General features: G+C 40.5%; 14 protein-coding genes. 4 read left to right on the top strand and 10 right to left on the bottom strand.

Annotated elements, in window-relative coordinates; all coding sequences use genetic code 11:
* Positions 1–54: 54 nt before the first annotated feature.
* The 7 genes from LPB86_RS03240 to LPB86_RS03270 form a co-directional block, all read right to left on the bottom strand.
* Positions 55–495 carry a hypothetical protein gene (locus LPB86_RS03240; protein WP_230641105.1) on the bottom strand — a complete coding sequence of 147 codons (441 nt, stop codon included), beginning with the start codon at positions 493–495 and terminating at the stop codon, positions 55–57.
* Positions 482–865 (bottom strand): phage holin family protein, encoded by a 384-nt coding sequence (locus LPB86_RS03245; protein WP_230641106.1) that lies wholly within the window; start codon positions 863–865, stop codon positions 482–484. The genes LPB86_RS03240 and LPB86_RS03245 overlap by 14 nt, the downstream gene beginning before the upstream one ends.
* A gap of 19 nt (positions 866–884) precedes the next feature.
* On the bottom strand, positions 885–1,151 hold the full coding sequence (locus LPB86_RS03250) for a YtxH domain-containing protein (protein ID WP_230641107.1): 267 nt from the start codon (positions 1,149–1,151) through the stop codon (positions 885–887).
* Between the two features lie 56 nt (positions 1,152–1,207).
* The gene (locus LPB86_RS03255) at positions 1,208–2,260 is read right to left on the bottom strand and encodes an AI-2E family transporter (protein ID WP_230641108.1); all 1,053 of its coding nucleotides are present in this window, start codon (positions 2,258–2,260) and stop codon (positions 1,208–1,210) included.
* Between the two features lie 9 nt (positions 2,261–2,269).
* A complete protein-coding gene (locus LPB86_RS03260) occupies positions 2,270–3,673 on the bottom strand; it encodes a sigma-54 dependent transcriptional regulator (protein ID WP_230641109.1) in 1,404 nt (467 codons plus the stop codon).
* Positions 3,674–3,746: 73 nt separating this feature from the next.
* On the bottom strand, positions 3,747–4,529 hold the full coding sequence (locus LPB86_RS03265) for an enoyl-CoA hydratase/isomerase family protein (protein ID WP_230641110.1): 783 nt from the start codon (positions 4,527–4,529) through the stop codon (positions 3,747–3,749).
* A gap of 2 nt (positions 4,530–4,531) precedes the next feature.
* Complete coding sequence (locus tag LPB86_RS03270) at positions 4,532–4,951, bottom strand: cobalamin B12-binding domain-containing protein (protein WP_230641111.1); 420 nt, start codon at positions 4,949–4,951, stop codon at positions 4,532–4,534.
* Between the two features lie 77 nt (positions 4,952–5,028).
* Here LPB86_RS03270 and LPB86_RS03275 point away from each other — a divergent pair, with 77 nt between their 5' ends.
* Complete coding sequence (locus LPB86_RS03275) at positions 5,029–6,690, top strand: glutamine--tRNA ligase/YqeY domain fusion protein (protein WP_230641112.1); 1,662 nt, start codon at positions 5,029–5,031, stop codon at positions 6,688–6,690.
* 663 nt (positions 6,691–7,353) lie between these two features.
* Here the strand turns inward: LPB86_RS03275 and LPB86_RS03280 are convergent.
* Together LPB86_RS03280 and LPB86_RS03285 are read right to left on the bottom strand one after the other, a co-directional pair.
* Positions 7,354–7,794, bottom strand: a complete 441-nt coding sequence (locus LPB86_RS03280; RefSeq protein ID WP_230641113.1) for a tetratricopeptide repeat protein — start codon at positions 7,792–7,794, stop codon at positions 7,354–7,356.
* 69 nt (positions 7,795–7,863) lie between these two features.
* Entirely contained in the window at positions 7,864–8,580 is a 717-nt protein-coding gene (locus tag LPB86_RS03285) for a YqjF family protein (RefSeq protein WP_230641114.1), read from the bottom strand.
* Between the two features lie 97 nt (positions 8,581–8,677).
* On the opposite strand from LPB86_RS03285, the gene ruvX reads away from it, so the two are divergent.
* From ruvX to LPB86_RS03300, 3 genes are read left to right on the top strand one after another with little or no spacing between them, the layout of a single operon-like run.
* On the top strand, positions 8,678–9,106 hold the full coding sequence (gene ruvX, locus LPB86_RS03290) for a Holliday junction resolvase RuvX (RefSeq protein WP_230641115.1): 429 nt from the start codon (positions 8,678–8,680) through the stop codon (positions 9,104–9,106).
* 6 nt (positions 9,107–9,112) lie between these two features.
* The gene (locus tag LPB86_RS03295) at positions 9,113–9,748 is read left to right on the top strand and encodes an O-methyltransferase (RefSeq protein ID WP_230641116.1); all 636 of its coding nucleotides are present in this window, start codon (positions 9,113–9,115) and stop codon (positions 9,746–9,748) included.
* Between the two features lie 2 nt (positions 9,749–9,750).
* Positions 9,751–10,635: a glucosaminidase domain-containing protein gene (locus tag LPB86_RS03300; RefSeq protein WP_230641117.1), complete on the top strand. Its 885-nt coding sequence runs from the start codon at positions 9,751–9,753 to the stop codon at positions 10,633–10,635.
* Here the strand turns inward: LPB86_RS03300 and LPB86_RS03305 are convergent.
* Positions 10,601–12,643 (bottom strand): alpha-galactosidase, encoded by a 2,043-nt coding sequence (locus LPB86_RS03305; RefSeq protein WP_230641118.1) that lies wholly within the window; start codon positions 12,641–12,643, stop codon positions 10,601–10,603. The two genes, LPB86_RS03300 and LPB86_RS03305, sit on opposite strands and share 35 nt — an antisense overlap.
* Between the last annotated feature and the right edge of the window lie 11 nt (positions 12,644–12,654).

Here is a 12,654-nt window from a genome sequence, read left to right on the forward strand (position 1 = left end):
TTCTAGATACAAAAAAAGGAAGCCGCTGGGCTTCCTTTTTTTGTATCATATAGATTAATACGTTTCACTATCTGGTGGAATGCCATAATCAACATAGCCTACTGGTTTATCTTTCTTTTTCTTTGCTCCGCTAAAAAGAGATTTAACGGAATTAAAAATTCCAGACAAGTGCTCTGCGTCAAGCGTTTTTCCTACCTTACTGGTCGCTAAGCCAACCAATGCCTTGGTAATGAATCCAGAGCCTCTAAACAAGGTACTGTTCATGATTACAGGCAGTACCAATGACATGATTGAACTGCTAATGTTAAATTTGTCGTCAACTTTTAAGAATGCAGAAGGTGTAGCGTATTTCTTAATCAGGTTTCCAGGACTAAACTGCCTTACATAGTTTTTAGCATCATTTTTAAGATAATCACCTTTCAACGTATAATCTACCTTTAGGCTCACAATTCTTTCATGCAGCTGTTCAAGGTTATTAATGTTATACCTTTTCATTTTCGTCCTCCTCCTTATCAGCTAGTTTATCAAAATATTTACGGATCGCAAAATTGGTGATCCCCTTTTCAATGTATTTATCCTTTGTAAAATAGACAATAAGTGCCAATGCCAGGTAGATGAGGGAAACACTGCCAAATCCTTTAGTATAGCTACCCAGAACGTCTGATAAATATAAGGCCAGCGTAACTGTAGCAAATAAAAATGCAAGTGTAAAACAAATAATTACAGCAGCATTGGTAACCAGATCAGCAAATGCTCTGGATACTTTTTCCACAAGATACAAACGGGTATATTCTACCCTGGCTTCCAAATAGGCTTTAGCATCAGACACAAGTTCATCAATGCTTTTTTCTTTATTCTCCTGCATAATTTATAATTAACAAAGCTTACGCATGTTCAACATCGTCAGCAAACTCTTCTTCCTCGGTCCTGAATTTAGTTTTCACAGAATCTACTACCTTGTCTTTTAAACTTGCCAGGTGATTGATCTCATCTACAGCCTTATCTTTAATCGTTTCTCCAAGGTCTTTTAAAGACTGGCTCAAGCGGTCTCTGGTTTCAGTACCTTTATCTGGTGCAAATAATAATCCTAATGCAGCGCCTGCTGCTAAACCAGCTAATAAACCTATCAATACTTTTGAGTTGTCGTTCATGATTTTAAATTTTAATGTTAAAGTTTCTTTGTACAACACTAAGAAATTATTCGTAATTATAACCCTTCTGATTCAGAAATTGTTTTAATTCTTTCCAATCTTTCTGAAGCCATTGCACTTGTTTCATATATTTTAATCAGTAGTATGAAATAAGACAAGAGTAAAGGCCCAAAGACCAGGCCCAGGATGCCAAAAAGCGGAATACCGATCACAACGCCGATAACGGTAATGATGGGATGGATGTTACCAACTTTTTTGGCGATGATGAACCTAAGTACATTATCTATGTTTATAATTACCACAAAGCCAAATACCAGCATTGCCCATCCGGCAAACTCGTTTCCGGCGGCAATTTGCATGAGGGCGGCAGGCACAAATATAATAGGAGGCCCCAGAATCGGGACAAAACAAATGAACGTTGTAATAATTCCCCAAAAAACAGGATCGTTATAACCCAGTACAAAAAAGGAGAGGCTCACAAGCGAACCTTGTACCATACAAATCAGTCCTTGTCCAACCACATTTGCGTAAGTCGTATCGCGCATTTGCTCTGCAAACCTGTGCGAATTCTGTTCTCTGAAGGGTGCGTATTTTACCAGCGAAGACTCAAACTTCTCCCGTTCCACCAACATAAAATACAGCAGAAAATACATCAGTAAGAGACCAAGTACAATGTTAAAAGCCCCTGAAATTAACGAAGGGAATAACTCTGTAGCCCAAACTCCGGCTTTTCTAATGCCTTCCTCAATCAGGCCCTGCACCTCTTCACCCACAGGGATGAGGTGCTTTAACTTAAAGATCAGGTTCTGAAAATAAATATGGTCGTTTTGCAGCTCGGTAATTTTGCTCAATACCATTGTGCTCAATCCATAAAAAGGAAGGATAATCAAAACAATGGATATAAAAAGCAGTAAAATTGCCGCAAGCTGCTTATTTATTCCTTTATGCTCAGCAAGGTAGATGTATCCCGGCCTAAGTATGGTGTAAAGTACAAGGGTACTCAATATAGAGCCAAATACTCCTTGCAAAGAATATGCAATCAAACAGCCAAGGGCAATAATAATAACCAGGTTGATATTATTTCGCTGTTTGTAGGAGAATATTGACATATGGAAAGATTAAGTGTCCAGATTAATGGCTTTCATTTTATTGTAAAGCGTTTTTCTGTCAATGTTCAAAATCTTTGCCGCTTTCGTTTTATTAAAGTTAACCTCTCTAAGCACCTTCAAAATAGCCTCATATTCTGCTTCAAGCGCGGCATTTTTTAAGTCCCTCGGTTTCTCTATTTTACTGATCGAAACTTCTATGGCTGAAGCCTTGGCATAGGTAGAAATCTCTAAGGGCAAAGCTTTAAGCTGGATCTCGTCGGTTTCCGTAAGCAGCGTAGCTCTCCTTACCACATTCTTTAGTTCGCGTACATTTCCAGGCCAGTTGTAAGTCAGGAAACATTCTTCCACTTCTTCAGAAAAGCCCAGCACATTTTTTCCTAATTCCTGATTTGCGAAATCCAGAAAGGTATTCGCAAATACCAGGATGTCTTTCCCTCTCTGGCTAAGCGGCGGTAAGCTAATAGAGAACTCATTAAAACGATGGTAAAGATCTTCCCTGAATTTTCCCTTTTGGATCGCATTGGAAAGGTTTTCGTTGGTTGCAACAATAATTCTTACATCAAGATCTATTTCCTTCGTGCTTCCAATCCTCTTGATTTTGCGCTCCTGCACCGTCCTCAAAAGTGCGGCCTGTATATCGTATGAAAGGTTACCAACTTCGTCCAAAAACAATGTTCCTCCATTAGCCATTTCAAAATGACCAATTTTAGTATAAAGCGCACCAGTAAAAGAGCCTTTTTCATGTCCAAAAAACTCGCTTCCTGCCAGTTCTTTGGTTAAGGAACCACAATCCATCGCTATAAAAGGACTGTCCTTTCTTGGACTATTTAAATGTATGGCTTTAGCAACAGATTCTTTCCCGGTACCACTTTCTCCAGTTAAGATTACGCTGTAAGAAGTAGGAGCCACCAGCTGGATTTGCTTCAACAATTCTTTTGAAGCATTACTTTGTCCGGCAACAAAATTTGAATCCTGATTATAGGCCTGTTTTGTTGCTTTTTCTTTAGGCTGCTCTGCACTTGAATTGTGTGCCTTATGATCATTTAAAGCATTCTGGGTTTCAATTGCTTTATTGATGGTATTCAGAATTTCATCCGGGTATAAAGGCTTTGTGATGTAATCGTAAGCGCCGAGTTTAATGAGCTGAACTGCAAGTTTAATGTCTGAATAACCTGTAATGATGATGACGCCTGTACTAGGATAAGATTCTTTAATCTTGACCAGCATTTCTTTACCATCAGTGTCGTCGAGTCTATAATCGCAAAGTACAAGATCATAACGAACTTTTGATAAGCATTCTAATGCGCTGACACCGCTCGTTACTGTATCCACAATAAACCCGTTTCTAGTTAAAAATTTAGAAAGAAGCAGACCGATGTTTACTTCATCGTCAACAATTAAAATTTTTCTCATACATCAAAAGGTTCAAATGATATTCAGGCTTTAAAGATAGCTAAAATAAAATTAATGGGAAATTTTTTCCACACTATTTACCGTTAAACCGCGGCTTTCTCTTTTCCAGAAAGGCATTTACGCCTTCTTTAAAATCTGCTGTGCCAAAGCAAGACCCAAATTCTTTGATCTCTACTTCAAATCCATCAACATCTTTTTTCACTGCCGCATTGGTTGCGGTAATGGCAGCAGCTACAGCAAGCGGGGCACGAAGAAGAATTTTTTGGAACAGCTCTTCTGCTTTTTGTAAAAGCGCTGCCGCCGGCACACAATAATTTACAAGGCCAATTTCTTCTGCTTTTGATGCAGAAATCATATCTGCGGTAGCAATCATTTCAAAAGCCCTTCCTTTACCCACCAACTGTGTTAAGCGTTGTGTACCTCCGTATCCCGGAATTAAACCTAAAGTTACTTCCGGCAGGCCCAATTTAGCGGTATCAGCGGCGATGCGGATGTGGCAAGCCATGGCAAGCTCCAAACCACCACCAAGTGCAAAGCCATTGATGGCCGCAATTACCGGTTTTGGACAGTTTTCTATGGCATCAAAAACATCGGCATGGCCTGTACGGGACAATTGCTCTCCTTCTTCTACGGTATACTGTGCAAATTCAGAAATATCCGCCCCGGCAACAAATGCTTTTTCACCGGCTCCTGTTAAAATTACACCACGGATCTCCTCATTTAAAGTTACGCCCGAGAAAACATCCGCCAGCTCCAGCAGGGTGGCCTTATTTAGTGCGTTCAATTTTTCTGCCCTGTTGATCGTTACATACAACAAGCTATCTTTCTGTTCAGCTTTAATATTTTGGTAATCCATATTTAAAATTGTCTATGTTCTAAAACCCAGGCCTTAATGTATTCCACAATAGTCATCATCGTGGTGCCTGGGGAAAATAATTCCCCAACTCCCAATTCCTGAAGCTTTTTAATATCGGCGTCCGGGATAATCCCACCTCCTGTTAGCAAAACGTTTGTCAATTGCTTTTCTTTCATCACGGCAATAATTTTTGGAAAAACAGTCATGTGCGCCCCTGATAAAATAGAAATCCCAATGGCATCAACATCTTCCTGTAAGGCGGTATTCACCACCATTTCAGGCGTTTGGCGCAGTCCGGTATAGATCACCTCCATGCCAGCATCCCGCAGCGAAGTGGCAATTACTTTCGCCCCTCTGTCGTGTCCGTCCAAACCAACTTTGGCCACCAAAACTCTAATGGGCCTGTTTAGCGTATTGTCCATAATTTATACTTAGCTAGGGTAAATGTAAGTAAATTAGCCGTTTTATATTAACTTTGACAACTAAATTTGCAGTTTTTATGAGTGAGGAAAGATCATTGAACTTTATTGAAGAGATCATTGAAAACGATTTAAATAGTGGAAAATACGAGACCTTAATTACCCGCTTTCCACCGGAACCAAATGGCTATTTGCACATTGGCCATGCAAAGGCCATTTGCCTTAACTTTGGTTTAACCCAAAAATATGGTGGTTACACCAATCTTAGATTTGATGACACCAATCCGGTAACGGAAAAAACAGAATATGTAGATAGTCAACAGGCAGATATAAAATGGTTGGGTTTTCAATGGAAAAACGAGCTGTATACTTCTGATTACTTTGACACTTTATATGATTTCGCTGTTCAACTTATTGAGCAGGGCTTAGCATATGTAGACCATAGCTCTGCCGAAGAAATTGCACAACTAAAAGGCACACCTACAGAGCCCGGCACAGACAGTCCGTACCGAAGCCGCAGTGTAGCAGAGAACCTTGACCTTTTTACCCGCATGAAGGCCGGTGAATTTGGAGATGGGGTTTGTACGTTGCGTGCCAAAGCAGATATGGCCAGCCCTAATATGATTATGCGCGATCCGGTAATTTACCGTATCAAACATGCAGATCATCACCGTACGGGCAGCAAATGGTGCATCTATCCGATGTATGATTTTGCCCACGGACAAAGCGATAGCATCGAAACCATTACGCATTCCATTTGTACTTTGGAATATGTATCACACCGGGAATTGTACGATTGGTTTATCGAGAAGCTGGGCATTTTCCCTTCTCACCAATATGAGTTTGCACGCTTAAACCTAACCTATACGGTCATGAGTAAGCGTAAACTTTTACAGCTGGTTAATGAAAACACGGTAAGCGGCTGGAACGATCCGCGCATGCCTACCATTAGCGGATTGAGAAGACGTGGTTACACCCCGGCAAGTATCCGGGAGTTTTGTGAACGCATCGGGATTGCCAAAAGAGAAAACCTGATTGAGTTGAGTTTACTGGAATTTTGTATCCGTGAAGATCTGAATAAAACAGCCAGCCGTGTAATGGCGGTCCTGGATCCTATTAAAATGGTGATCAGCAACTATCCTGCAGGTCAAACAGAAATCCTAATTGGCGAGAATAACCCTGATGTGGAAGCCAATGCGGGTACCAGGGAAATTCCTTTTAGCAGTGAGCTCTGGATAGAAAGAGAAGATTTTATGGAAGAGCCGGCCAAGAAATGGTTTAGGCTGGCTCCAGGTGCTATGGTACGCTTAAAACATGCTTACATTGTAAAATGTGACTCCTTTGTTAAAGACGAAGAAGGTAATGTAACTGAAATCCACTGCAGTTATATCCCTGAATCTAAAAGCGGAGAAGATACCAGTGGCATCAATGTAAAAGGAACCATTCATTGGGTAAGCACCGCAGCGGCAAAAACTGCAGAGATTAGGGTGTACGACCGCCTATTTACAGTTGAAGCGCCAGACAGCGAAGAGGGTGATTTTAAAGATTACCTGAACCCCAACAGCATGAAGGTAATTAAACAGGCTTACATTGAACCTTATCTTGCAAATGCCGACATCAATGCACGTTACCAGTTTATCCGTAAAGGCTATTACTGTTTAGATACAGATTCTACTCCGGAAAATTTGGTGTTCAACCAAACCGTAGGTTTAAAAGACGCCTGGGCAAAAGGAAATAAGTAACCTTATTTCTTAAATTCATTTATCGCAATGTGCATTACGGTAATGCGCATTGCGATAATTTACAATGGTACCATTTCTTCTATATTTTTCTTATCTTGCTTCACAAATTAGCCTCTTATATTCCAGTATGCTTTCCCAACTTCTTCCTCGAGTCCATCTTTTATTATTTATTACGCTCGAATTGATAATCACTGATTTCTAAGAATAAACTTCTGTTTTACACAAAAATACTTTAAAGGCTCTAACACGATTACGATCAAGACAGGATTATCACATTTCTATGGTTCATGAAAAATTTCATCTTCATTGACAGCGAAGACATAGTTCTACGGGTACAAAACATATATAAGGCAGCAACCAGCCAGGACCGGATAAAAAGCAGACTAAAGGCAAAGCAAAGGCATAGAAAACCCATACAAAACGCATACGGTGTGTGGGCTTTCTGTGCGTTTGCTCTGGGTTTGCTGTGGGCTCTCTGTACTATTGCCTGGGTCGTTATTCGTACGTTACTACTATTAATCTACCAACAGTCCATAAGCAGGCCTAGATTTAACTTTAAAGTAATATATTTATAGCCCAACAATGTTGGGGCTTCGTTTAAGCCATGACGGAATTGTGTGAATAGGTAGTGAACAAACCAAGTTTAGTGAGTAGTAAGAACACCTAATCTTTTATTCCATAATATGAAGCTATGTCTAACCATAAGTTGGCTAGTTTTTCATTTTTCCCCACACCAATACCATAATAGTAACATCTTCCTACTTCATATACTGCCTGGCGGTCACCTAGTAGTGCAGCACGCGTATAATTTTCGAAGGCATTGTTTAAACTTTTTGCTACGCCAGTTCCTTCTTCATAGCATTTAGCTAGATCAAAACACGCCTCAATATGATTCTCTTGTGATGCCTGTAAAAACAACTCAAATGCCTTTTCATGATCTTCATCAACAAACTTTCCAAATAGATACCAAGTTGCAAGAGCATAAATAGCCATAGGATTATTTTTATCTTTTGCCTTTTCAAGTAGATCAAATGCACGACCCAAATCGGCATCATCTTTTGAAGCCTCCTTTAAAGCCATATGGTACAATCTATCACCTTTCATTTTTATCCTTTCTTTTTAGTTTTTAGGTGGCCAAAGATCTTTCATGTTAGGCGGTTATCCTTGGGAGGTTTATTTACCTGCTATCACCTTCTTATGCTCCACAGAGATTTCAGACCCCTCTGCAAGCATAACGGACACCGGTTGCTGCTGATTTAAAAATTCAAAGTCTGTGCCATAATTCAACCCAAAGTCTGTTATAATCTGAAAGCTATTTACTTTATATTGCTGCCATCTGGGATGCCTAACCTCGTATTCATTCGTTTTCGTTGCATTACATCTGGCGTACCCCCAATAATGCTCGGTTATAAATTCAGCTTCGCTATGCTCTTCAATAGGTGAAGCTATAGCATCTGCAACTACACGAATACTTTGCCAGTGTTTCTTAAGCCGCCAAAGATAAGAAACCGTGAGATTTCCGCTATCTTCATTCCAGACGTGGCGCATAGGCATGGAAACATAATTTTCGTTATAAAATGTATTGGCGATAAAAGACAGTGCATATTTTGGAACTATCTCTTTAATAAAAACAACCCCTCTTTTCCATTCCGCTCCTTCTTTCCTCTTTACATAAAAGCGAAGATTGACTTCTTCAAAATTAGAATGAAAAGGTACCCTGATACCCAACAATTTTGTGTTCTTGAACAAAAAGCCAATTAAACTTACATAACACACACCCTTCCACAGGTCCAGCTCTGTACCAGCGGGTAAATACGGTAATAATATATCTTTATCTATTGCATAGTTAGCAATTGCCAATTTACGCCACTCAGCTGTTAAAAAACTCATAATCAAATGTAGGCATTAGTTATTGAGGGATTGCTATTGCCTCATTATGGGAATAATATTCATTCATTTTATGTAATTTTGACCAAAATACAGCAGTATGCCTCGAATTCTTGCTTTTGATTACGGAACTAAACGGATCGGCATTGCCGTAACTGACCCTATGCAAATTATTGCAACCGGGCTTGACAATGTACACCCTAAAGATATTTTGGAATACTTGAAAAAATACCTGCTTACAGAGCAAGTAGAGGCTTTTGTAATTGGTGATCCAAAACAGATGGATGGTTCACCTTCAGAATCTGCACCGCATGTAAAAGGCTTTTCTACGCTCTTAAAAAAGAATTTCCCCCACATTCCTCAACATTGGATAGATGAGCGTTTTACTTCTAAACTGGCCCAGGAAACAGTAATGGAAAGCGGTTTAAACAAAAGCGCACGCCGTGACAAAAAACGTGTGGACATTATTGCCGCTACACTTATACTACAATATTACATGGAAGTAAGCCGTTTAAAACATGGAGTATAAGTACTTATGAGCATAATTAACGACGACATGCAGGACCTCCTGCTCAAATATTGTGAGCCAGAACCGGAACTGCTGAAAAAAATTGACCGGGAAACTAATCTTAAAGTGCTGATGCCAAGAATGCTCTCGGGACATTACCAGGGCCGAGTACTGAGCATGCTGAGCAAAATGATAAACCCTGCCTGCATTCTTGAAATTGGAACATTTACCGGTTATGCTACCTTATGCCTGGCAGAAGGCTTAGCTACAAATGGTCTGATTTATACGCTGGACATCAACCAGGAGCTTGAAGATATGGTACGCCATAACTTTTCACAGTCGCCATACAATGAGCAAATTAAGTATATTATTGGCAATGCCACAGAAACAGTGCTTGAGCTCAATGAGGTATTTGACCTGGTTTTTATTGATGCGGACAAAAAGAATAATGGCCTGTATTACGACCTGATCTTTGATCGGGTAAGGCCGGGTGGATTAATTATTGTAGACAATGTGCTTTGGAGTGGTAAGGTTTTGAATACCACACAAGATAAAGACACCAAAAATATCACTTCATTTAATGACAAGATTGCCTCAGATTCACGCGTAGAAAAAATGATTTTACCGGTAAGGGATGGTTTATTTGTGATTAGAAAGAATTAAGTATGAGATACAGCCTATTACTTTTAATTGCCGTTGTTGCTTTGAGTTCTTGCGGTACCAGGAAATACAGCAAAAACAACAAGCAGATTGAAAAAGCCGCCAACAAGAACAATCCTGATATAAAAAGTTATACCACATTGACCTATATAGATCAGTTTAAAGGTGTAGCCATCGAAGAAATGAATGCCTTTGGCATCCCCGCAAGTATTACGCTAGCTCAGGGCATCCTGGAGTCTGGGAGTGGCAACAGCAGCCTTGCAAAATATGCCAACAACCACTTTGGCATCAAATGCACCTCTGACTGGAAAGGGAAAGGTTATTATAAAGATGACGATCAGCAGAACGATTGTTTCAGGGTATATAAGGATGCCCGTGAATCGTATAAAGACCATTCAAACTTTTTAAAAAGAAAAAGATACAGTGCCCTGTTTGAACTCGATAAAAACGACTATAAAAACTGGGCCCTGGGGCTAAAACAAGCGGGTTATGCCACCAATCCTAAATATCCTGACCTATTGATCAACGTCATTGAAAAGTATCAGTTGTATCAATATGACCAATCGGAAACTGAAAGACAGAAAATCATTCGGGAGGACAGGGTATTTACTGAAATCAATGCCAACATTCCTAAAGAAACCAAGAAATTTACACCAGTAGAAGTTCCTCCCTCCAAACAGGTCATCATTACAGATACCACCTCAAAGGTTAAAAAGGTAGAAACAGTAGTGGTTCCCGGCAGCAGCGTGCAGTTTTACACCGTTGCAAAGGGCGATACCTTATACAACATCTCTAAGCGCTATAACCTAACTGTTGAGGAGCTTAAAGCCTTAAACAACCTTGCAGATGAAGGAATTAAAATTGGTCAGAAATTGCAGGTGGCAAAGTAAGCTTAAAAATCCTGGCATTTCCTGCTGGCACTTCAATAGTAGTTTGTTCAGAAAACAGCGCTGATTTTTTACTGATCAGGTCTACTGCAGACCAGTTTACTTTTGTAGAAAGACCAAGCTTTTTAAGCGATAGCGGAAAGCTTTTAGGCGCTTTACTATAATTAAAAATAGCCAGGTAATGTACGTTTTTAACCGATTTTATAAATAATTCTGAGGCTTGCTGCCCTTTATTTCCTTCAACCGGTATAAAGCTTTTTCCATCTTTGATGAGCTCCAGCAAAGCCGGATTTTGAACCAATCTTTTTACCCCTTCCGTCCATGGACCAGCAGTTGAAAAATCATCTCCCAGTAACACGGAACCTGTTACGAAAGCCGAAAGCATTCTTGCTACATTCTCTCCCGCTGAGGCATCGTTGAAAACAACATGGTCTGCATCCAGGTAATCATATAACCAGGTTTGCCACCAGCCATTCGTCAGACTATTTAAGGTATATTCTGTATCGTTTATCGATTTAAAAGCATCACAGGCAATTCTTCTTGCATGGATATACCTACCAGAAGCCATACTAGGAGATATGGCAGCGTAAACCAGCATTTTACTATCCAATTGTTTGATCAGGTATTCCATGCCCACCTTGTACGCCTGCATGCCGGTTTTAACAGCAGGATCATAAAAATGATCAGACTCTGCAGCAGCATGGCCAAGAAAGTCGATTTTAATCATCTCAAACCCGCATTCTTTTAGTTTACCGATCACCAGCTTTATCCTCTGCTGCGTTCCCGGATGGGTAGGATCCAGGGCTCTTGCGCCATCAAAATCATGGTAGCCATGGCCTACTTTTGTCCATAGCTCGGCGAAGTTATACTGTCCGCCTTCCGCTCTTCTGTTTCCACCGGAGTTAAAACCCCAATCCGTAAACGGCGCCCAATAAACACCGGGTTTTAACCCCCTCTTTTTAGTATAGTCGGCAAATGCTTTGAGTTTTGAGTAATCACCTTCCAGTCCGCCGTTAAGCATCATATCCCAATAAGAGTCCAGGTCTACATAAGCTGTGCCGCCATTCCTAAAGCCTTTTAAATCATCCGCAAAGAAATCCACCACCTTTGTTGCTTTGTCGTAGGAGATTTTATCTTGAATTACACCCCAGCTATTCCAGCCAACAGGTGTTGGTTTATCCCATTTAAATACAATTGGTGGTTCTGCCAAACGATTGGCCTTTGCATAATCTTCCATACCCCTCCGCCAGTCTGTAAAGGCGCCAAAGAAAACCCTTGCAGAAAGAATGCTCCTCCCACTGATTGCCCCATGCGGCAATTGGTCCCGGGTTAAGTCCCTGGCCGTATAGCCCGTAGTTACGCCCATAGAGAGCACATCATTATCGTCTCTCCAGGTTCTTACCCCTGTTTTCCACACCTCATGTGTTACAGATCCTGTTACAATCCCCTTCCGCGATGTATTGTTGTAAAGAGCGCCAACTTCCGAGCTGATATTTTCGGCACCTGGGTTCAATATCTTCGTATCGTACCGGATAAATGCGTCATTATCAAAAGGGACAAACAAGCTGGTTAGCAAACCTGGATTTCCCATAGAAAGGATGTTGCCTTGAAGTGGGATAAGCTGGTTACTTTGCAAATTGCCACCCTGTATTGCTACTTCACAGAGAAAATAAGACCGTCCAGGGTAGGTGTAAAATACCTGTTTCATATCTGGCCAACCTGCATGTTTCAATACAACTATGTGTTTTGTACCTGGTCCAAAAGCATCTTTAATACTTTCTTTGGCATAACTTGCCTGACCATATTCTTTAGAGATCAATAGCTTTTCGTAATTCCTGGCCGAAGAAAACCCTCCGCGTAAAACTTGGACCTGCCCATCAAAAACATCATAAGTCCCGGATTTAAGGTCGTATATGATTTTCCCTACTTTACCATATGGCAAAACTATTGCGGAGACGGGTTTAAGAAAAGCGAGAAAAGTAAATAAGAGTATGCTGACCTTCAATTTCATTTTAGGTATGG

The organism is Pedobacter sp. MC2016-14 (assembly GCF_020991475.1).
GTDB lineage: Bacteria > Bacteroidota > Bacteroidia > Sphingobacteriales > Sphingobacteriaceae > Pedobacter.

Coding starts and splice junctions, on each gene's coding strand:
- LPB86_RS03270 (WP_230641111.1), bottom strand. CDS start 4,951: ATGGACAATACGCTAAACAGGCCCATTAGAGTTTTGGTGGCCAAAGTT.
- LPB86_RS03255 (WP_230641108.1), bottom strand. CDS start 2,260: ATGTCAATATTCTCCTACAAACAGCGAAATAATATCAACCTGGTTATT.
- LPB86_RS03275 (WP_230641112.1), top strand. CDS start 5,029: ATGAGTGAGGAAAGATCATTGAACTTTATTGAAGAGATCATTGAAAAC.
- LPB86_RS03260 (WP_230641109.1), bottom strand. CDS start 3,673: ATGAGAAAAATTTTAATTGTTGACGATGAAGTAAACATCGGTCTGCTT.
- LPB86_RS03280 (WP_230641113.1), bottom strand. CDS start 7,794: ATGAAAGGTGATAGATTGTACCATATGGCTTTAAAGGAGGCTTCAAAA.
- LPB86_RS03265 (WP_230641110.1), bottom strand. CDS start 4,529: ATGGATTACCAAAATATTAAAGCTGAACAGAAAGATAGCTTGTTGTAT.
- LPB86_RS03240 (WP_230641105.1), bottom strand. CDS start 495: ATGAAAAGGTATAACATTAATAACCTTGAACAGCTGCATGAAAGAATT.
- LPB86_RS03305 (WP_230641118.1), bottom strand. CDS start 12,643: ATGAAATTGAAGGTCAGCATACTCTTATTTACTTTTCTCGCTTTTCTT.
- LPB86_RS03250 (WP_230641107.1), bottom strand. CDS start 1,151: ATGAACGACAACTCAAAAGTATTGATAGGTTTATTAGCTGGTTTAGCA.
- ruvX (WP_230641115.1), top strand. CDS start 8,678: ATGCCTCGAATTCTTGCTTTTGATTACGGAACTAAACGGATCGGCATT.
- LPB86_RS03300 (WP_230641117.1), top strand. CDS start 9,751: ATGAGATACAGCCTATTACTTTTAATTGCCGTTGTTGCTTTGAGTTCT.
- LPB86_RS03245 (WP_230641106.1), bottom strand. CDS start 865: ATGCAGGAGAATAAAGAAAAAAGCATTGATGAACTTGTGTCTGATGCT.
- LPB86_RS03295 (WP_230641116.1), top strand. CDS start 9,113: ATGAGCATAATTAACGACGACATGCAGGACCTCCTGCTCAAATATTGT.
- LPB86_RS03285 (WP_230641114.1), bottom strand. CDS start 8,580: ATGAGTTTTTTAACAGCTGAGTGGCGTAAATTGGCAATTGCTAACTAT.